The organism is Dysgonomonas sp. Marseille-Q5470, from assembly GCF_951230145.1.
In the GTDB taxonomy this organism is placed as follows: domain Bacteria; phylum Bacteroidota; class Bacteroidia; order Bacteroidales; family Dysgonomonadaceae; genus Dysgonomonas.
The window spans coordinates 187,980-209,522 of the sequence record NZ_CATNVE010000006.1 but is presented as its reverse complement, the minus strand read 5'-3'; the positions used below and the strand labels follow the sequence as shown (position 1 = coordinate 209,522).

Sequence of the window (21,543 nt, the reverse complement as noted above, 5' to 3'; positions counted from 1 at the left end):
TTTAGCATAAGGATATGAATGATGTATATATATCTATAGTAAGCGTTAACTACAATGGGATGAATGATACATGCCATATGATAGATAGCTTAATGCAAAATTTGTCAGACGTATCCTATGAAATCATTATAGTGGATAATGCTTCTCTAAAAGATGAAATTACTGAGATACAAGCAAAATATAGGAACATACATTGTATAAGCAGTAATTCAAACTTAGGTTTTGCAGGAGGCAATAATTTAGGTATAATCGAGGCTAAAGGAAAATATGTCTTATTATTGAATAATGATACATATATTAAAGATGATTCATTATTAAGTCTCGCAGAATTTTTAGATTCAAACGCAACAGTAGGAGCAGTTTCTCCTAAAATAAAATTTGCAGACTCCAATACTATTCAGTTTGCAGGCTATACAGATTTATCTCAAGTCACATTGAGAAATAGCCTTATAGGTTTTGGTGAGCCTGATCTTGGGCAATACGATACACCAGCCAAATCTCCATTCCTGCATGGAGCTGCGATGATGCTTAGGCGAGATATTATAAAAAAAGTAGGTCTAATGCCGGAAATATATTTTTTGTATTACGAAGAGTTAGACTGGTGCGAACAAATAAAAAAAAATGGATTTGAATTGTGGTATAATCCTCAAGCTGTAGTATTTCATAAAGAAAGTCGGAGCGTAGGACAAAATAGTCCTTTGCGATGTTATTATATGACACGCAACAGATTACTGTATGCATGGAGGAACAGAAGAGGAATAATTCGATTAGTGGCTATACTATATCAATTTCTTATCGCTAATCCTAAAGGTATATTTACCTACACATTGAATGGACGTCTCGATCTAGTTAGAGCTTCTATAAGGGGAATGATTAATTTTACTAATATGAAAAAAACTTTATGATCCTCATTAATATAGTTGATTCAATATTATTTGTATTGATGTTATTTTCTGTTTTGTATCTTCTTATTTTTGCAATAGCTTCGCTAAATAAGAAAAAGATACAATACCCTGAAACAGACAATAAACTCAAATATGTTATTCTTTTTCCGGCGTACAAAGAAGATAAGGTTATAGTATCATCCGTAAAATCCTTCCTTGCGCAAGATTATCCTAAAAGTTATTTCGATGTTGTTGTTATTTCGGATCAGCTAAAAGATGAAACAAACGAAGAACTTTCACAATTACCTATTAAGCTGCTTATTGCAAATTACGAAGACAGTACAAAAGCAAAAGCTTTAATTTTTGCTCTTGACAATTTAAGTAAAGATAATTATGATGTTGTAGCAATAATAGATGCGGACAATACGGTAAGTGCTAATTTTTTGAATGAAATAAATAAAGTATTTTTCTTTGGTATAAGAGCCCTACAGGTTCACCGCATAGCAAAAAATCCGGAGACAGACATGGCTATCTTAGATGCCGCGAGCGAAGAGATAAACAATTCTTTTTTCAGGAGCGGGCATATACGGTTAGGCTTATCGTCTGCTCTTAGTGGATCAGGAATGGCATTCGAATACAAATGGTTTAAAAAGAATATTAAAAACATATCTTCTGTAGGAGAAGACAAAGAATTGGAGCTACAATTATTACGACAGGGTATATATATTGATTATCTGGAAGATGTATTTGTATATGATCAGAAAGTACAGAATCAACAAGTCTTTTATAATCAACGACGACGATGGATGGCTTCTCAATACGAAAATTTGGCAAAAGGAATAAAATATATTTCAGAAGCATTGAGTACAGGAAATATCGATTTATTTAATAAACTTATACAATGGGCTATGCTCCCTCGATTGATTTTATTGGGATTAATATTCGTTCTTGCAGTTCTATTTTTGTTTATTAATATATTTTGGTCTATAAAATGGTGGATATTGCTAATGTTTATGTGCTTATCTCTAGCCATTGCTATCCCGGATGAAATGGTTAATGAGCGTTTGATTAAAATACTCAGAAAATTGCCTAAGCTTTTTATTTTAATGGTTATTAATCTATTCAGAATGAAAGGCGCAAAAAAGAAATTTATACACACAGAACATTGACATTAAGAATAGTAAATGAAGATTGCGATTGAAGCACAACGTATATTTCGAAAGAAGAAACATGGAATGGATATTGTCATTCTAGAAGCTTTGAAGGAAATACAAAGACAAGATACCTCTAATGAGTATTATATATTCGTTGCACCGGGACCAGACAAGTGTTTAGAAAAAACCTCAAATTTTCATATAATAGAAGTAAAATGTCCGTCCTATATATTATGGGAGCAAATAGGACTGCCTCGTGCTATATCTAAAATAAAACCCGATGTGCTGCACTGTACAAGTAATACTGCACCTCTGTTTGTAAATGTACCGTTGATAGTAACATTACATGATATAATATTTTTAGAAAAGAAACAAAGTTCGAATAAGTCTCTATACCAAAATTTAGGACGCATATATAGAAAACTTGTTGTACCTCGAATATTATCTAAAAGCAAGAAAATCATCACCGTATCAGATTTTGAACGCGAAAACATTTGTAAAAAAACAAATACGCCATCATCTAAGGTAGTCACTATTCACAATGGATATAATAAGCGATTTCATTATATACCAAACTATCATAATGTTACAAACAAATATATAGAAGATGACAACTATATTTTATTCTTTGGGAACACAGATCCTAAAAAAAACACTTCGCGAACAATAAAAGCTTATGCTCTATATCTCGAGAAATCCGATTATAAAAGACCTTTATTGATTTTAGATATTAATAAATCTATTATTGAAGAAATTCTCAAGAAGGAAAATATAGAGCACATAAAACCTTTTGTACACTGTCCAGGGTATATAAATAATTCAGATCTACCATATATATACAATGGAGCATTTGTTTTCATTTACCCATCATTGAGAGAAAGTTTTGGACTACCAATACTCGAGTCGATGGGCTGCGAAACCCCTGTTATTGTATCCAATACATCGGCTATCCCCGAAGTAGCAGGTGAGGGAGCTTTATACACAGATCCATATAACGAACAAGATATTGCTAATAAGCTGCTACTTATAGAAAATGATAAAGAAATGTATCAAAAATTAGTTGAATACGGAAGAGTAAGAGTTAATTCGTTTTCGTGGGAAAATACAGCTAGAGAATTATTAAATGAATATAAATCATAAAAATGAATATATCTCTTTTAAAAGAAAAATTAAAAAAAAATAGAACGATCAAGAGTTTTATTATAAAATTAATATCTCCATCATTGAATCCCAGACCTCGATTATGGGTTCGTTTATTAGTAAACCCTTGGGTTCACAAAAAAGGTAAGGGGTGTAAAATAAGACAAAGGAGGTCTAGAATAGATGTATTCCCTTGGAATAAATTCAATCTAGGCGACAATGTGTTAATCGAAGACTTCACAACGATTAATAATGGAGCTGGAGATGTAATAATAGGTAATAACTCGCGTATAGGAATTGGTTCTGTAATCATTGGACCTGTAACTCTTGGAAATAAAGTCGGATTGGGACAACATGTTTTTATTGCCGGATTTAATCATGGATATGCCGATGCCTCTATAGACTCTAATGAACAAGATTTAGTTAAGAGTACAGTAATTATCGAAGACGAATCTCATATCGGTTCAAATTCTGTAATATTAGCTGGAGTTCATATTGGTACACGTGCACAAATCGGAGCAGGAAGCGTTGTAACAAAAGATATACCGTCATACTGTGTAGCCGTAGGAAATCCCGCACGAGTTATAAAAAAATTTGATTTTCAAAAAAAAGAATGGGTAAGGATGTAATTAAGCCAAAAGTAAGTGTTATCATACCTGTTTATAATACAGGAAAATATGTAGAAGAATCGGTTCGTTCAATTATAAATCAGACGCTACCTGAATTAGAAATTATAATTATTAATGATGGATCTACGGATAACAGTTTGCAAGTAATAACTCTATTGCAAGACATTGACAAGCGTATATTTATTCATTCTCAAGAGAATCAAGGGCTGTCATCTGCTCGAAATCAAGGACTAAATTATGCCAATGGAGAATACATCTATTTTATGGATAGTGATGATATACTGGATACAAACGCATTAAAAGTCTGTTATGAAAGATGTGTATCAGAACAACTTGATTTCGTTTTTTTTGATGCAATAACATTTACAGATAGCAATATACAAGCACCAATATCTTATAATAGAAAAGAGAAGATTACAAGTGAAATTAAAACGGGATTACAAAGTTTAAACACATTGCTCGAGACTTCAGGCTATAGATCTTCGGTCTGTCTTCTATTTATAAAGCATAATTATATAACTTCTTTATCCTTAAATTTCCTACCAGGAATAATACATGAGGATCAACTATTTACAGCAAAGTTATACACTCAGGCACAAAGAGTAGCGTATATCCCTGAAGCATTCTTTCACAGACGATTTCGCCCCGATTCAATTATGACTAAACAATATACGATCTTTAATGTTAGGAACTATTTTATAGTCGTAGATGAACTTATAAAATTTGCATCCGGGCAAAATGAAATTATAAAAAAAACAATAAATAAAACTATTCTGTCCTTTTTTGATCCTGCTATATATATGGCCAATATATTTAGATGGTACGAACGCTTTAGTATTGCCAAGACTTGCTTTCTTCACTATCGTAAATATATATCAGTTAAGTCATGGCTCGTCCTTCTTTTTCCTTGGCTAATAAAATTAAAATCATATACAAAATAATAATTAATCCAAGTGTCATTAAAAAAAGATTTATTTACAGGTGTCACATATAATGCAATATCTAAATACAGTGGTATTATTGTATCATTAATTGTTTCTGCTGTATTAGCTAGACTTATTACCCCTCAAGATTTTGGTCTAATAGCGATAGCTATGGTTATCATTACTTTTTTTAGTGTTTTTAGCGATTTAGGATTAGCGCCTGCAATAATCCAGAATAAAAGTTTAACTAAAGAAAATTTATCCGATATCTTCTCCTTTACTGTTTGGTTGGGGATAATTATTTCTCTTGGGTTCTTTTTTTCATCGTGGGCTATAGCGTCTTATTATGAAAAAAACGATCTTATCAACATATGTCAGATATTGTCTGTAAATTTATTCTTTGTTACAGTTAATATTGTTCCGAGCGCATTACTGTACAGAAATAAGGAATTTAAATTCATTGCCTTTCGAACATTTGTAGTTCAATTTCTAGGTGGATTTATATCTATAATTGCGGCCTTAAATGGAGCTGGATTATATGCTTTGCTTATTAATCCGATCTTTTCAAGTGCAACTCTATTTATTGTTAACATATTGCGTTATCCTCAAAAGATGAAGATTATATTTAATATTTCTTCATTGAAGATTATACTTTCTTACTCCTCTTATCAGTTTCTGTTCAATCTAATAAATTACTTTAGTAGGAATCTTGACAAATTACTTATCGGGAAATATATGGGAATGTCTTTGCTCGGATATTATGAAAAATCATATCGTCTAATGATGTTACCATTACAAAATATAACCTATGCCATAACACCTGTTATGCATCCTATTTTTTCAGACTTTCAGAATGACCTTAAAAAATTATCATTCTCTTATCTCAAAGTTGTCCGTCTTTTAGCTTTCATTGGGTTTCCTTTGTCTATACTACTTTGGTTCACAGCAAGAGAGGCTGTATTAATAGTATTTGGCGATCAATGGATAAACTCTATACCTGTATTTCAGATTCTATCCTTATCTGTCGGAATACAAATTATATTATCTACATCCGGTGCTATTTTTCAAGCAGCTAATGCAACAAAATTATTATTCATAAGTGGACTGTTATCTTCTATATTAAATGTTTCAGGAATATTAATCGGAATATTTATATTTAATTCGCTTATTGCAGTTGCATGGTGCATCACAATTACATTTACTATGAATTTTATTCAATGTTACTATATCATGTACCGATACACTTTAAAGACAAGTATTATTAATTTTGTGAAACAATTCATATCTCCAATAATTCTTAGTATCATTCTATTTTCAATTCTACTATTTATATCTCAGTTAATAACAATATCAAACATATTTATAAGTGCTTTGTTTAAAAGTTTAATATTTATGCTTATATACAGCCTTTATATACAGCTAACAAAAGAAATTGATATTTGTGGTAAATTAAAAAATAAAATGAGATGAAACTATTATACCTGATTTTTCATGGGTTTGAGGCATATAACGGCATCAGTAAAAAAATACACTATCAGGTTAGTGCTTTGAAAAAGTGTGATGTAGAGACACGTCTATGCTATATTCATATTGAGAATGATGGTTATCAGAGACGAATGATAGATGATCAGGTTCTTGAAAATATTGGGCATGGAATTAAAGCCAAAATAAAGAAAAGAGTTGACTATTCTGCGATATTAAATTATATAGAAAAGAACAACATCAACTTGATTTATATTAGATCATATCACAATGCAAATCCGTTTTTAATTTCCTTTGTTAAGCAAGCGGCTAAAGTAGGGGTGAAAACATTACTCGAAATCCCTACCTATCCATACGACAACGAATACATCAACAGTTCTTTGCCGACTCGCCTACAGCTACTTACAGATAAACTCTTTCGCCGCAAACTAGCTCATAATATATTCAGAATTGTGACATTTTCAAACGAAACAAATATATTTGGAGCAAAAACAATTAATATATCGAATGGTATAGACTTCGATGCTATAAAAATAAAAGAGCCGACAAATAGTAATCCGAATATAATTACTCTGATAAGCGTAGCTGAAATTCATGTTTGGCATGGATTCGACCGTTTACTAAAAGGATTAACCGAATATTATAAAGTGAAACAAGATGTCGAAGTTCGGTATGAAATTGTTGGGTACGGAGATGAACGAGAAATCTCGAAATTGAAAAATTACATAATCCAGAATAAATTGGAGAACTATGTCACCTTTCACGGTCCACAATATGGAGATAGCTTAGATAGCTTGTTTAATCAAGCATCAATAGGAATTGCCAGCCTGGGACGTCATCGAAGTGGAATCACCAATATAAAGACTCTAAAAAACCGAGAATACGCAGCAAGAGGCATTCCATTTATCTACTCCGAAGTAGACAATGATTTTGAAGAAAAACCTTATATTATGAAAGTAAGTGCTGACGAATCACCAATAAATATCCTTGACGTGATTGCATTTTATGAAAAAGTAAAAACAATACCTGCTATAGAAATACGCAACTCTATCAATAATCTTTCATGGAAGAATCAGATGGAAAAGGTTATTTTAGCTTGTAAATAAACGATTTGAATTGTTGTTTCTATGATTTTAATTATTGTATTCTGCCTATTTGCATTCATTATTTTCTATACTTACTTAGGGTATGGCATCTTAATTTGGTTTCTGGTAAAAATCAAAGAAATTTTTAAACCCCGAAGCAAAAATAAGTTGCAAGAAGTAGAGTTACTCGATGTTACCTTACTGATCGCAGCTTATAATGAAGAAAACGTTGTGGTCGAAAAAATGGCCAATATAGAGTCTTTAAATTATCCAGAGGAAAAGCTCCATGTTGTCTGGGTTACTGATGGTAGTACAGACAGTACAGTAGAAATGCTAAAGTCGTATCCTAATATAAAAATCTTACATGAATCTGAACGTGAAGGCAAAACTGCAGCCTTAAACAGAAGCATGTCTTACATAGATACTCCTATTGTTATATTTACAGATGCAAATGCTATACTAAACACTCAAAGTATAAATGAGATAGTATCACTATTTGCAGACAGTAAAGTCGGTTGTGTAACAGGAGAAAAAAGGGTAAATATAGAATCAAAGGATAACGCATCGTCTAGTGGCGAAGGATTTTATTGGCGCTACGAATCTGTATTAAAAAGCTTAGACTCTCGTTTATACTCTGTAGTTGGTGCTGCGGGTGAGTTATTTGCCATAAGACGTGATTTGTTTGAATATATTCCAAAAGATACAATTCTTGATGATTTCGTCTTGTCTCTAAGAATAGCACAAAAAGGTTATCGCATAGCATATTGTTCCGAAGCATATGCTATGGAATATAGCTCCGATTCGATGATAGAAGAAGAAAAAAGAAAAGTAAGAATTGCAGCAGGAGGACTACAAGCTGTATGGAGATTATGTCCATTACTTAATATTTTCAGATACGGGCTACTAAGCTTTCAGTATATATCCCATCGCGTGTTGAGATGGACCATAACACCTTTGGCTCTTTTTGCTCTATTACCTCTTAATGTATTACTTTGTATACAAACCTACCCTACTTGTACATTGCCTGCTATATTATTAATATTACAAGTTATTTTCTACTTATTAGGTTTTGTAGGATATACACTTGCTAAAAAGGAGATAAAAAATAAAGTGCTGTTTATTCCATATTATTTTCTTTTTATGAACTTAAATGTCATAAAGGCATATTCTTATTTAAAGAAAAGAAGTAATAGCGGAATATGGGAGAAAGTTAAAAGAAAATCTACTCAAAATAGTTAAATTGGAAAAATCAAGATACCAAGAAAGAACCGAATTATAGAGGCTCACTACATTTATTACAACTACCTTTTATTAATATCTCACATTCGTCAGATTTAAATCCTTCCAGTAAGTTATACTTTTTTAAAGATATATTATCGAGACAAGTTATTGAATGACAACTTTTACAATAAAAATGAGCATGATCTTTTTTATTGCCTGAAAGATGAATATCATTCAGTACATATTTTGTTATGTTATCAACTGTAATTTTATGTATGATTTCAGTTTCCAATAATGTTTGAACAGTGCGATAAAAAGTTATACGATCGTAAAGATCTCCCATCTCCATCTTTATATCACCCTCGGTTAAAGAAATACTCCTCTTTTGCAAAATATTAATCAGCATAACTCGCTGAGCTGTTTTCTTTAAACCCTTATTTCTGAGTATATCTATTGCATTCATAATATCAATATTTATAGGTAAACAAAAGTACCACAAAATCACAGACCACACAAATTGATTATATATTAATATTGAAACAATGTTGCATTTAAATAAAATTTATATCTTTGCTGTCTCCTAGTCAAAATTCATATTCGGTGTGAGGCAATATAAAGTAAATAAAATTATCTTGGCGTGGCTATTAGCGGCTATCTTCATAACCCCGCTTATAGTTAAGGGTATTCATATTTATAAATATGAGTGCTACGAAGAACATTGTTCACATGCTAACGATAAACATAAACATAAACCTCAACATAATAGTAATACATGTCAGGTTTGTAAACTCACGTTATCTTTATTTACTGAAGCTAGTTTTCGCATTTCGGATACAATACAAATAATATATACTAGCCGGATATATTCCTTATATCTGGAAAATGGATATAACTCGATAACCCAACTCAATTATCTACGAGCACCACCCTCTATTAAAAACATATTTTCCTCCGGGATAATTCTATCCCAACTTTATTCGTAAATTATTTTAATAAAATAAAAACAAATACCTATATGCATATCCGAATTATTCGGGTTATGCTCTTGCTGGTATTTGTATTGCCTTTGTATAGTCAAGAATCAGATTCTATCAAACAGGTAGAGTTAGAAAGTATTACTATAACTGCAACATCTTATAAGACATCGAGTAAACTTAATTCAGCTCTGTCGATAGAAGTAGCAGAAAAGGATTTTTTAAGAAGTCACTTTACAGGCAATCTTATACAAGCACTAGAGCATATACCGGGAGTCCGTTCTATGGATATTGGTTCCGGATTTTCGAAACCCATGATAAGGGGAATGGGATTCAATCGCATTTCTGTAACCGAAAATGGAATTAAACAGGAAGGCCAACAATGGGGAAGCGATCACGGCTTAGAGATTGACGCGTTTAATATCGAACGAGTCACTGTCCGCAAAGGGCCATCCTCACTCCTTTATGGGAGCGATGCAATGGGAGGCGTTGTAGAAATAACACAAGGTCCCCCACCCTTTGATAATCAGATTTTTGGTGCAGCTATGGTACTAGGCAAAAGTGTAAATGAAACATTCGGGGGTTCTGTATTATTAGGTCTGAAAAAAAATGCATGGTATACAAAGTTTCGATATTCCGAACAGCGTTTTGGAGATTATCGCATACCGACAGATACCATTGTTTATCTTACTCAGAAAGTACCAATATATAATCGGAAGTTGAAGAATACAGCCGGTATTGAGCGTAATATAAGTTCATACACCGAATACCGTAGCGGAAAGTATTATTCGAATTATTCAATCAGTAATGCCTATCAAAAAATAGGATTTTTTCCCGGAGCACATGGCATACCTGATATATCCCGTGTACAGGACGATGGGGATGATCGTAATATTGAATTACCATATAGCAAAGTAAATCATTTGAAAATAACATCGCGACAGCAATATATATGGGATAAACTCATTGGATATTGGGATGTTGGATATCAGAAGAATCACAGGGAAGAGTGGAGTAAATTTCATACGCATTATGGAACACAAGCACCTCCTCATAAAGATCCGGATAAGGAATTGGTTTTCACCCTGGATACATATAGTTCTTCTATCAAATTGAAAACAATTGCCTCAGCCACATGGGAATATAATGCGGGGCTTGATATTCAATATCAACAAAACCGTATATCTGGATATTCGTTTCTCTTACCCAAGTACAATAGATTTACAAGTGGAGTATTTGGTCTTGCTACATGGCGACCATCACAGCAACTTAGCTTTAGTGGAGGTATTCGCTACGATCATGGGAATATTGACATATCAGCTTATAATGATCCTTACCTAGAAACATATCTGCAAGAAATGGGATATGAGGACGAACTGATAAAGCAATATAAGTGGCGTAGCTATCCAGTAAATCGCAACTTTGAAGACTTTTCTGGATCGCTCGGTATTATATGGAATCCAAATATTTATCATCTTGTAAAAGCGAATATAGGACACAGCTTTCGGCTTCCTGGTGCAAATGAGTTAGCAGCAAATGGAGTACATCATGGTACGTTCAGACACGAGCAAGGAGACCCATCGCTTAATTCAGAAAGAGGATGGCAGCTGGATGCATCTTACTTATATGAAAACAAGAGCATTGCTTTTTCCATCGCTCCGTTCTTTAGCTGGTTTAGCAATTACATTTTTCTGAAACCAACAGGCGATTGGTCTGTACTTCCTCATGCGGGACAGATATATCGATATACGGGTGCTGAAGCTATTTTTGCAGGAACGGAAATATCTTTCAGTATAGACTTGTTCCCACATCTGAATTATTCTTTCACAGGTGAGTACGTATATACTTACAACCTTGATGAGAATACTCCTTTAAGTTTCTCGCCACCGGCATCTATGCGAAATACAATAACATGGAAAAAGAATCAATTCCAAATACATGCCGAACTGTATAGCATTGCCAATCAGAATAGAGTGTCAAAGAACGAAAGGCCAACATCAGGAACCAATTTAATTAATCTCGGAGGAAATATAAGCATTCCGATATATAACAAAATGGTAGATATCAGTTTATCAATGCGAAATCTATTGAATAATAAATATTATAACCACTTAAGTTTTTACAGAAAAGTTGAGATTCCAGAACCGGGACGCAACTTTCAATTATCAATTAAAATACCTTTTAAAAGTAAATTAAAATGAGAACAATTATTAAAATCCTATTCCTATCAATTATTAGTATAATAACATCTATATCATTTACATCTTGTAGTAATGATAACGATGGAGATACAACTCCACCTGTGATCAATCTAACGGCTCCGACAGAAGGCGCTGTATTAAAGATTGGATCAGATATTCATTTCGACATGGAATTATCCGACAATGAAATGTTATCTTCTTATAAAGTAGAGATACATAACAACTTCGATGGTCATAACCATACAAAATCATTAAAAGCCGAAGACAGTACTACCGCATTTGCTTTTCAGAAAACATGGAGTGTAACTGGACAAAAAACAGCCAAGATACATCATCATGAAATAATCATACCGGAAAATGCAACCCCTGGTAATTATCACTTAATGGTATATTGTACTGATGCCGCTGGGAACGAATCGTATGTTGCACGTAATATTGTATTAAGTCACGACGGAGAAGATGGTGACCATGATCATGATCACTAGATAAAAGCCCCTTTATAAGTAAAACCTCAGTATAAATCAATAAACTATACTGAGGTTTTCTTTTGAACTCAACAATTTTATTTACAGCAAAGAAAACTCTTATACAATAACTTAACAAGTATTTTATTTGTAATTCAGATTCTAAATCAAAGAAAAGGTTAGTTCAGACACGCCATTTCCAATCTCAATAGAAGATTTTGATTTTTCCAAAGCAAGCCCATTTACTTTACTCTTATGAGCATTAGCTGGTACGATAACTGTTCCACGGCATCCCACCGGAAGTGTAACATTCATTTTCAACACAACACCTTCCAGCGACCAATCAACCGACACTTTTCCATACGGTGAGTTTACGGATGTTTTTGCCCACGTAACACCTTCAGGGATCTGAGGTTCGATATATACATGCTTATAGCCCGGATTTTTCTCATCAGTACGAATACCCCCCAATGCCTGATAGAACCAAGAACCTATAGCGTTATAGCAATTATGAATACGGCTTCTCTCACCGCTCCAGTATTCCCATGTAGTAGAAGCTCCATTATCTATCATCTGCAGATAGCCCGGATAGTCACGCTTTTTCAACATGGAATACATAAAGTCTGCCGATTTGTTTTCTATAGCCCATCTGGTAAGAATAGAAACACCCACCAATCCGACTGCTATATGATCATTGTATTTCTCTTTTGTTTCTCTGAATAGTTGATCTTTCACTTTATCATAAACGTCCGAAGGCGTTACTCCGACAAGCATTGGGTACGACATATCAAGCTGTGATCCTGTAGAGTACATGTTCTTATCAGCATCAAAAAACGTTTTATGCAGTAGCTGATCTAAAATGACTTTTCGCTGAGCAAAATCTTTTGCTTCATCAGGTTTATTGAGCACTGTGGCTATTTTTTCCATTATACTGAAGCAATCACTTACAAAACAGTTGTTCACTAGATTTATAGATAACTCCGACCCCGAATCGACACCTATCGGAGCTAGCCAATCGCCCAAAAACCAATCGCGGTAAGGTGTATCCGGCCAACGCTTCAGTAGACCATTTACTGTATATTTTTCTACATATTCCAACCATTCCTTCATCGCAGGATAATATTGCTCTATCAATCTGGAATCATTGTAGTTGACGTAAGTTCTCCACGGTGCAACGATAAAAAATCCACACCAATACGGACCTCCTCCACCTGCTCCGGGATTAGGCGCAACATGGGGCAGACTTCCACCTTCGCGCATAGAATCATCCCAAGCTTGCAGCCAGTTCATAAACAGAGGCGACACATCATACATTGTTTGAAGTGTCTCCAACGATGAATTACCGTCTCCGCCATATCCGGCTCGCTCTAAATGGGGACAATCTACCATATAACCTGAGAAAGTAAGGCAGCGCATCGTATATTTAATCATATTATGAATCGCATTCAGGTCGGGATCGGAGCATTCAAAAGATGACCTATCACGATAGTCGGTATGTATAAGAAATGCCTTTATATCTTCTTTTAGAGGTTTTTCTTTCAAATGTGACACTCTTACATACTGAAAAGCATGATGATTAAATTTATTTTTAAACACTTCTTTACCCTCACCGGCAGCGATATAAATATCACTTTGTCCCTGATCCAAGAAATTGCCATCTTTATCCAAAAAATCAGTATATTCGAGCAGAATTTCATGCCCTTCGGGTAATTTTGGAAAATGAATATCAAACCAACCGTTCAAAGCTTTTCCCATATCCACAAGCCATGTACTATCACCCAGCTGTTTTATATTTTTAGGTATGAATATTTCTTGTATCTTGTTTGGCTGAGTCATTTCGGGCGAAGCCTTGTGTCGGGGCAGATCAACTTCCTCTATCCGAGACCATGTCATACAATTAAGAGTACTTGACGATAAATCAGTCGGAGTGTGCTTACGATCAAGACGTTCGCCTTTGAATTGTAAGGCTTGCCATGTGCCTGTATCCATATATCCACTCTCAGCCCCTTGCCACGAAGAATTTGTAGTTAATACAGTATTCCAATTTTTGTTATGTAAAATATCCAACTGAGCCTTTACAAGCGGGCCATCATGATCGGTGCCGAATGTTGTTTTCTTATACCAGCCGCTACCAAGCCAGATAACCAATTCGTTTTCACCTTTCTTCAAATAGTTACTTACATCGTATGTTACAATAAGTGATCTTTTATTCAATTGCGAAACTGCGGGAGAAAGGACATCATCACTTACTTTCGTTCCATTGATATATACTTCGTGATAGCCTAAGGAATTGATATGTAAAAACGAAGTCCCTGTATTCTCAATCCTGAACTTTTTCCTTAACAAAGGGGTTTGTGTATTTCCTGCACCCGCAGGCAAGCCGATATAGCTGCCTTGCATTTTATCATTACCCACTATTCCGATTCCAAACCGTGCAATATCGCTCCAATCAGAAACTTCACCTTTATCATTCCATATACGAACCCGCCAATAGCATAACAACCTTGATGATAAAGGACGTCCATTATAAGAGACCATTACCGACGAGGAAGAACACACTTTTCCTTGATTCCACAAATCAGCTTTATTATTCAAAAGAGCAATACTGTCCGATGCTACTTGTATTTCGTAAAACCGTTGTTGCATTTGTCCTTTGGAATATGCTATCTTCCAACTAAAATGAGGATTTACATTATCTATAGCATTCGGATTTATCAGATTCTCACACCTCAGGTCTGTAATACCTATCAAAGAGCGGGCATTACAGATCGGGTGTATAAGCATCGATATAATTATCAAAAAAATATGATAGTATGATTTTCCCATGATTAAAATATTTATTCTTTTTTCTTTTCGGGATCATATACAGCTACAGCCACCCGCGAATCGGCACATCCATAGTATAAATACCATTTTTTACCATAAAACACTAACCCTTCAATAAACACCGTTCCGGCAGGATACTGTCCGCTTTTTTCAAAATCAGCTTGGGGAGTATAGAAAGGCTTATCAAGTTGCCCGAGTAGCTTAGTCGGATCTTTCGAATCAAATAAAGCTTGCCCTGCACAATAAGAATTTGCAGTATACAAAGTATCACCTTCAATTCCGTCTGCATTCTTACCATTATATAGCAATAAGATTCCCTTGTCTGTCATTACGGCCGGAGGGCCACATTCGGTAAGCGAGCTATCAAACTTTCCTTTACGAGGCTCTATTACTTTCAGAAAATCTCCGCTTTCAGTTAATAAAGGAGTCCAGTTTATCAGGTCTTCTGACGTTGCTACATTTACAAATTTCTCACCCCAGTACATCCAATATTTCCCATCAATTTTAGCGATGACCTGTTTTCCGTCTACTAGTCTGGTAACAACTGATGCTGATTTCGAAAAATCATCTTTAAATCTCCCATTATAAGCTTTTGTAAATACCGGTCCATGTTTCTCCCATGTATGTAAATCTCGGGTAGTAGCTACCGCCAAACGAGCTTGTTTTCTATTCCATTGCGTATAAAACATAACATACATACCATCTTCAGTCATTGCCAAACGTGGATCTTCACAACCACCGGGCCACTCTAGCTCTTTTTGATTATCATTGTCAGGGTAGAATACTGGTATAGATTTTCGTTGAAAATGAAGCCCATCTTCCGACCAAGCATATCCTAAGCGGGATGTACGTCCACCTATACCCTGCCCCGACTTATCTTCTGCACGGTAAAGTACTACTATTTTACCATCGTAGATAGTTGCTGCGGGATTGAAGGTATCATTCGATTCCCAATCAACAGAGTCTTTTGTTATCGGACAATAAAAACGGGTTGTGCTATCAGGTGAAATAATCGGATTAATACCTTCAGGACGCTGAAAATCAGTCCATGCCCAATCTGGAAACTCCGAAACCTTTTCCGAAACTTTTTTCTCTTTACAAGAGATCAATGTAACCACTGTTACAAAGAGAATTACTTTAAAAATACTGTTTTTCATTGATTTATATTTTAATTATTTTTCTATTTGCATGATTCAAAAATATGAGAGTTACATACGCTTAAAAAGTGACACTATCAAAAATCACATATAAACATCATAATCAAACAGATATACCCAAAAAGGTGACAAAAGTGACAGATTTAAAGCATATTTTTAAATGTTACTTTATTTAAATATAAAGCTCTTATTATCTGCATTATATAGATAAACAAAAACAAATAAAGTTACAATCGTATCTATTCAACAGGAAACTATCTGTCACCTTATTTTTCACCATATACTACTCAAATCTCTATGGAAACGAAGGAGCGTCGATCTTAGTTCCCCATTGCAAATTGGGCTTATCCGAAGTAGAATATTCAAGTGTGGCTCCGTTAGATATATCATCCCAATTTATCCATGTATTATCATAAGGTTTACCATCGAAGTTCAAAGAACGGATATAAATCTCTTTTTCTGAACCTCCTTTTATCAATAAATCTCCTTTTTTAAGGTGTACTCTTATCGATTTAAAAATGGGTGTATTAATTGAAAAGCCTCCAACACCTGGGATTTCAGGATACAATCCTATACATGCAAAAACGTACCATGCCCCCATCGTACCCAAATCATCATTACCGGGAAGTCCATCTACCTGATTGAAGTATTGTTCATTCAAAATACGGTTTACTACTTTCTGTGTTTTATCCGGGCGTCCGGCCCAGTTATATATCCAAGGAATATGAAAACTCGGTTCGTTGCCCGAAGCAAACCAATCGTCATTATAGCCTGCATCCAATCGTCTAAACAAATCGTCGAGACGAACTACAGCATTCGTTTTCCCTCCTACCAGCTCTATTAATCCTCCAAGATTATACGGAACCATCCAAAAATAGTTTTTATATGTAGACTCACGGAAATCATCCCCTAGTGATTTCCACGAACCATCTGCATTACGTGATTGCAACCACCCTGTTGCAGGATTATATAGATTTTTCCACGAACGTGCAAAATGGAAATACCGCCAACTGGCAAATTCATCTCCACAGGCATATAAAGCAAATCGGGCTATAGCAAAATCAGCTGAAGTATACTCCAGTTGTTCAGAAGCATTATAGTATCCTTTATCAAGATACTGTTTCAATCCGGGACGCACTTCTACCTTCTGAGACATAGAGCGCGAAACCTCTGCTCCATGCTGCATTATTTTAAAAATAGGCTTCGGGTTATAATTCCTTGCACCAAAAGCCCAAGCATTCGAAATTAGTATAGGAGTAGGGTCTCCTTGCATGATACCGGTTTCCACATTTGCCATCACCCAACGGGGAAAGCCTTCGCCACCTGTTTGTTCGGCAAACAACTGGTGAGAAATCACAACATCGGATGCCACATCGGGGTCAAGCATAGCAAGCAACTGTATCTGAGTACGGTATGTATCCCAGTTGCTAAAAGATGTATAATGCTTCGATTTACTTTTATGTACCTTAAAATCAGCACCCATATATTCTCCATTCGTATCACTACATACATTGGGATGAATAAGAGCTCTATATAGATGCGTGTAAAACTGAGTTATGCGTTCGGGATTTGTGCCCTCAACCTCTATCTTACCTAAATATTTATTCCATTTTATTTCGGCCTGATTTTTAATGACATCAAAATTCCATGCTGAATTCTCAGCTCTCAGATTTCCTCTTGCATTCTCAACCGATACATACGAAACGCCTATTTTATATTGTATTACTTTATTCTTACTCACATCGAAAGTGAAGAATACTCCGGAGTTCTTACCTTCTGCAAAAACAGACTTTTCTCTTATTTTATCATCTTTCCATGTTCCTACCTCAATAGCATTCGTATCGAATTCTGCAACAAAATAAACTTTATAAGGTGTAGGGTACCCACAGAAAGTACCTCCTTCAGCATATCCTTCACAAGTATTGGCACTCGTAATTACAACTGTTGCGTTTTCTGTATTTGTAGTAGCCACTCCTGCCCCGATTATAACAGTACCGAAGCTTTCATTCGTCGGGTATTCATAACGAGCCATTCCTGTTCTCTCGGTCACAGAAAGTTCGGCCTTAATATCATCCTGCACCTTAGCTTGATAATAACCGGCATGTCCTTTTTCCTCTGATAGGTTTATCCTATAGCTGATAATATCATCAGGTGACATTCGTAACTTTCCTTTCACCGGAAAAGTAGGGAAATTTCCCATATGTTCACATCCACCACCGCTTAATTGATTAATAACAAAACCAGATTGCTTAGAAAAATAAGTTGGGGTAAACTGCACCATTCCAAAAGGATAAGTTGCGCCGGGATACATATATCCGGATGCCAACCCCACACCTTTGTTTCCGATAAGGGTATTCACCCGACTTGCATAATCTATGCCTGTCGTTTGAGAGTTTACAATAAAGGGTACAATAAGAAAGAAGGATAAGAGCAACAATCTATTTTTCATACAGTTTATTTATTATTATATGGAATTGCTTCCAGTTTATAGCTGTTTTCAGGTAAAAGCGAGGCTCCAAATTCTATTTCCAGATTCTTACTTTCCCCTTGTCTAAGCGTAAAATAATTATCATTGATTATAATAGGCAAAATACGTTCTCCGTCAGAAGTTCTGTATGGTTGCACATGTATAGCAAAAGCTACAGATGAGCCTATATTTTTTATGCTAGCTTTTATAACCTTTTTATTTCCTCTTGTCTCTCTGTGTGAATCGACATTCAATTTTGCTTTACCTAATTTATTTAATGCCGTATAGTCTCCCAAGACGTTTGATCTCCAATAAAAATTATCGGAAAGTATATTTCCATTATCATCTGTCAATTGCAATTTGAGAAAATGAACAGGAGAAAGATCTGTTTTTACCTTCTTCTTGCCATAGAATTCAATTTCGTAAAGAGAATATCCCCATTCGGTGGCACGCTTTAATCCTGCTACCTTTACATAACGGGTCACTACAGGTTTAATTTTAATCTCTTCATTTCCGCCTTTAGAATTATTGTCTTCATATATATCTTTCCAATTAGCAGCATCGTCTGATACCTGAATTTTGTAAGATTTTGCATGAGCATTCTCCCATTTCAATGTAATATTTCCTACTTCTTTTGGTTCTCCTAAATCAACATATATCCATTCATTATCAGTATAATTACTCGCCCAACGGCTACCATCACTTCCATCAGCTACAGCGCTTGCATCTCCGGCATCATGTGAAACGGAAGATGCAACCACATTTTTATTGTAGGCCATATTATCATTCGTGAAATCCATATAAAAAGAATGTGTAGCCTGATTCGCTTTCGCATCTATTTTCTTTATTTGAGTATATCTAGGCATCTCTTTACCATCCAGATTATAGATAGTAGCCTTTGCGGTAAGGTTATCCTTATCGCTCAATGTCGCATTTATAACCTTTACTGAATTATCGGCATAGCTCCATTGTATATGAATAGGCTCGCATGCTTTTTTTATGCCCCAATATGCTCCTGTAAGATCGTAGTAATAATCATAGGTTTGCCAGACAAAAGAAGGATATGCAGACTGGCTCATCCACGTCATTATTCCTGTAGCATCATTCCACATATGATGTTGCCATCCTTCGTACATCGCTTTATTGGATTCCATATTGAGTAATTGGGCTTTACGACAAAAGTCTTCTATCCCCTTAGGCATTCCGTAATTTTCAGCTACAGTGTTAAAATACTTGTCAGGAGCGGCATTAGCTGCTTTAGATCCAAAGAAATGCAAATCCCACATTTCGTTACGAGGCCACCAGTATTCTTTAGGGATAAATTTCTTGAAGCTTTCGAATGTAGTAAAAACCGCCGTACCTATCTCTGTACGGAAACCCCAGCTCGGTTTTCCTTTAAATCCAAACATCATAGGATATTTAGTAAAATACCAACTTGGATGAGCATTTGCCCATGGCCCGCTACCGGATAATCCATCATTATTGGAAATAGGCTGATACCAGCGATCACCACCATCATAATATTCCACATTCCCCGCCAACCATTCATTCAGCGGAGGAAGTGGTGTTCCTTCATTATCGCCACACCATACAGCAATAGAAGGATGGTTTCGCAAACGTTTGATTTTCTCTATTGCATTATTATTAAACGTCTGTACATCGTCCGGAAGATTGGGATGAGAGTTTAGCCAAAAATCATCCCAGACCATGATGCCGTACTTATCACATGCGTCATAAAACTCTTCATCGGTTACCGATCCTATCCAATTACGGATCATATTATAATTCATCTCCTGATGAAGTTTTACTTTCATATCATACTCTTCTCCACGACAACGTAACATGTATTCGCTCATACCCCAGTTTCCTCCTTTTATATAGACCGGTTCTCCATTTATTTTTATACGAAAAACATCGTCTACTTTCTCATAGCTGTATTCTTTAATTCCGAACGTTATATTTTTGCTGTCTGACACTCTTCCGTTTATGCTATATGTCAAATTACATGTATACAGGTTTGGTTCCCCATATCCATTAGGCCACCATAATTTAGGGTTAATAATTTCTAATTGTTTAAAATCCTTAGCGTCGAATATAAATGGTTTCTGTTGACCTGCACCAAGAACTATTTCTTTCGAAAATTCAATATTGCCCGGCTGAATTACTGCTTTCAACAGCCCTTTACATTCTGTTGTCGTATGATTACTTAATTCAATCTGTAATTTCAAAAAGGCCTTATCATTGTTCGGAACTTTAGATCTAACCCAAGGATCTACGATAGTAACTGCACCCGAACTTGTTAGAAATACATCATCAGTGATACCACTGAGCAATCCCGGGACATAAGGCATCCAATCCCAACTGGCACTGGAAATATAAGTTGGACTCGCATAATTAGGAACAGGCAAACCCACCCAATGTACCAATACGGCCAACACATTTTTTCCATTTTTATTCAAATAGTCAGTAATATCAAATTTTCCTCTGTTCATAAAACCATCGAGAAAACCTAATCGATGCCCATTCAGAAAAATTTCACCTTTTCTATTTATACCTTCAAAATTGAACCACAGATGTTCTCCTTCCGACAAAACGGGCGTATCAAATTCGCCTCGATACCAGAAATTTCTATCATATTTTGATTTATCCACTTTGTAGATATTATCTCCGAAATTCGGATCTTTCTCCAAACCGGCTTCCACATACGAACCAAAAACAGTTCCGGGAACAACTGCTGAGACCCAACTTGAGACATCATAATCCAATACCATCATTTGCTTGCGATCCTGAACCTCAGCCTCTGCTTTAATCTTCCAATTAATAATATTCGCATCACTATTAAGAGATATTTTAATCTCCTGAGTATTTAAAAGCTGACCGAATATAAAAAAACAAGCAAAAATTAATATTATCGTATTTCTATTCATTATTTGAAT

15 protein-coding genes are annotated in these 21,543 nt (G+C 35.1%); 10 read left to right on the top strand and 5 right to left on the bottom strand.

From position 1 onward, the window contains the following. The first annotated feature begins 14 nt into the window (after positions 1-14). From QOX35_RS11800 to QOX35_RS11765, 8 genes are read left to right on the top strand one after another with little or no spacing between them, the layout of a single operon-like run. Positions 15-905, top strand: a complete 891-nt coding sequence (locus QOX35_RS11800; protein WP_283687071.1) for a glycosyltransferase family 2 protein — start codon at positions 15-17, stop codon at positions 903-905. Further along, on the top strand, positions 902-2,053 hold the full coding sequence (locus QOX35_RS11795) for a glycosyltransferase family 2 protein (RefSeq protein WP_283687070.1): 1,152 nt from the start codon (positions 902-904) through the stop codon (positions 2,051-2,053). The genes QOX35_RS11800 and QOX35_RS11795 overlap by 4 nt, the downstream gene beginning before the upstream one ends. Before the next feature lie 15 nt (positions 2,054-2,068). Further along, on the top strand, positions 2,069-3,178 hold the full coding sequence (locus QOX35_RS11790; RefSeq protein ID WP_283687069.1) for a glycosyltransferase family 4 protein: 1,110 nt from the start codon (positions 2,069-2,071) through the stop codon (positions 3,176-3,178). A gap of 2 nt (positions 3,179-3,180) precedes the next feature. Continuing rightward, positions 3,181-3,807 (top strand): acyltransferase, encoded by a 627-nt coding sequence (locus QOX35_RS11785; RefSeq protein ID WP_283687068.1) that lies wholly within the window; start codon positions 3,181-3,183, stop codon positions 3,805-3,807. Next, positions 3,792-4,748 (top strand): glycosyltransferase family 2 protein, encoded by a 957-nt coding sequence (locus tag QOX35_RS11780; protein ID WP_283687067.1) that lies wholly within the window; start codon positions 3,792-3,794, stop codon positions 4,746-4,748. The genes QOX35_RS11785 and QOX35_RS11780 overlap by 16 nt, the downstream gene beginning before the upstream one ends. Before the next feature lie 6 nt (positions 4,749-4,754). Further along, the gene (locus QOX35_RS11775) at positions 4,755-6,200 is read left to right on the top strand and encodes a lipopolysaccharide biosynthesis protein (RefSeq protein WP_283687098.1); all 1,446 of its coding nucleotides are present in this window, start codon (positions 4,755-4,757) and stop codon (positions 6,198-6,200) included. Next, the gene (locus QOX35_RS11770) at positions 6,197-7,318 is read left to right on the top strand and encodes a glycosyltransferase (protein ID WP_283687066.1); all 1,122 of its coding nucleotides are present in this window, start codon (positions 6,197-6,199) and stop codon (positions 7,316-7,318) included. The genes QOX35_RS11775 and QOX35_RS11770 overlap by 4 nt, the downstream gene beginning before the upstream one ends. Positions 7,319-7,339: 21 nt before the next feature. Next, positions 7,340-8,536: a glycosyltransferase family 2 protein gene (locus QOX35_RS11765; protein WP_283687065.1), complete on the top strand. Its 1,197-nt coding sequence runs from the start codon at positions 7,340-7,342 to the stop codon at positions 8,534-8,536. A gap of 34 nt (positions 8,537-8,570) precedes the next feature. Here QOX35_RS11765 and QOX35_RS11760 read toward each other — a convergent pair whose 3' ends face one another. Continuing rightward, positions 8,571-8,981: a Fur family transcriptional regulator gene (locus QOX35_RS11760; protein WP_283687064.1), complete on the bottom strand. Its 411-nt coding sequence runs from the start codon at positions 8,979-8,981 to the stop codon at positions 8,571-8,573. A gap of 552 nt (positions 8,982-9,533) precedes the next feature. Here QOX35_RS11760 and QOX35_RS11755 point away from each other — a divergent pair. Together QOX35_RS11755 and QOX35_RS11750 are read left to right on the top strand one after the other, a co-directional pair. After that, a complete protein-coding gene (locus QOX35_RS11755; RefSeq protein WP_283687063.1) occupies positions 9,534-11,693 on the top strand; it encodes a TonB-dependent receptor in 2,160 nt (719 codons plus the stop codon). Further along, positions 11,690-12,178 (top strand): DUF4625 domain-containing protein, encoded by a 489-nt coding sequence (locus tag QOX35_RS11750; RefSeq protein WP_283687062.1) that lies wholly within the window; start codon positions 11,690-11,692, stop codon positions 12,176-12,178. The genes QOX35_RS11755 and QOX35_RS11750 overlap by 4 nt, the downstream gene beginning before the upstream one ends. Before the next feature lie 141 nt (positions 12,179-12,319). On the opposite strand, the gene QOX35_RS11745 is transcribed toward QOX35_RS11750, so the two are convergent. From QOX35_RS11745 to QOX35_RS11730, 4 genes are all read right to left on the bottom strand, one after another. Further along, positions 12,320-14,983, bottom strand: a complete 2,664-nt coding sequence (locus tag QOX35_RS11745; RefSeq protein WP_502846767.1) for an alpha-L-rhamnosidase — start codon at positions 14,981-14,983, stop codon at positions 12,320-12,322. Positions 14,984-14,994: 11 nt separating this feature from the next. Continuing rightward, positions 14,995-16,140 carry a beta-1,2-mannosidase gene (locus QOX35_RS11740; RefSeq protein WP_283687061.1) on the bottom strand — a complete coding sequence of 382 codons (1,146 nt, stop codon included), beginning with the start codon at positions 16,138-16,140 and terminating at the stop codon, positions 14,995-14,997. Between the two features lie 295 nt (positions 16,141-16,435). Continuing rightward, complete coding sequence (locus tag QOX35_RS11735) at positions 16,436-18,589, bottom strand: GH92 family glycosyl hydrolase (RefSeq protein ID WP_283687060.1); 2,154 nt, start codon at positions 18,587-18,589, stop codon at positions 16,436-16,438. Positions 18,590-18,594: 5 nt separating this feature from the next. Next, positions 18,595-21,534 (bottom strand): discoidin domain-containing protein, encoded by a 2,940-nt coding sequence (locus tag QOX35_RS11730; RefSeq protein WP_283687059.1) that lies wholly within the window; start codon positions 21,532-21,534, stop codon positions 18,595-18,597. Positions 21,535-21,543 lie beyond the last annotated feature (9 nt).

Coding starts and splice junctions, on each gene's coding strand:
- QOX35_RS11800 (WP_283687071.1), top strand. CDS start 15: ATGAATGATGTATATATATCTATAGTAAGCGTTAACTACAATGGGATG.
- QOX35_RS11795 (WP_283687070.1), top strand. CDS start 902: ATGATCCTCATTAATATAGTTGATTCAATATTATTTGTATTGATGTTA.
- QOX35_RS11790 (WP_283687069.1), top strand. CDS start 2,069: ATGAAGATTGCGATTGAAGCACAACGTATATTTCGAAAGAAGAAACAT.
- QOX35_RS11785 (WP_283687068.1), top strand. CDS start 3,181: ATGAATATATCTCTTTTAAAAGAAAAATTAAAAAAAAATAGAACGATC.
- QOX35_RS11780 (WP_283687067.1), top strand. CDS start 3,792: ATGGGTAAGGATGTAATTAAGCCAAAAGTAAGTGTTATCATACCTGTT.
- QOX35_RS11770 (WP_283687066.1), top strand. CDS start 6,197: ATGAAACTATTATACCTGATTTTTCATGGGTTTGAGGCATATAACGGC.
- QOX35_RS11765 (WP_283687065.1), top strand. CDS start 7,340: ATGATTTTAATTATTGTATTCTGCCTATTTGCATTCATTATTTTCTAT.
- QOX35_RS11760 (WP_283687064.1), bottom strand. CDS start 8,981: ATGAATGCAATAGATATACTCAGAAATAAGGGTTTAAAGAAAACAGCT.
- QOX35_RS11755 (WP_283687063.1), top strand. CDS start 9,534: ATGCATATCCGAATTATTCGGGTTATGCTCTTGCTGGTATTTGTATTG.
- QOX35_RS11750 (WP_283687062.1), top strand. CDS start 11,690: ATGAGAACAATTATTAAAATCCTATTCCTATCAATTATTAGTATAATA.
- QOX35_RS11745 (WP_502846767.1), bottom strand. CDS start 14,983: ATGGGAAAATCATACTATCATATTTTTTTGATAATTATATCGATGCTT.
- QOX35_RS11740 (WP_283687061.1), bottom strand. CDS start 16,140: ATGAAAAACAGTATTTTTAAAGTAATTCTCTTTGTAACAGTGGTTACA.
- QOX35_RS11735 (WP_283687060.1), bottom strand. CDS start 18,589: ATGAAAAATAGATTGTTGCTCTTATCCTTCTTTCTTATTGTACCCTTT.
- QOX35_RS11730 (WP_283687059.1), bottom strand. CDS start 21,534: ATGAATAGAAATACGATAATATTAATTTTTGCTTGTTTTTTTATATTC.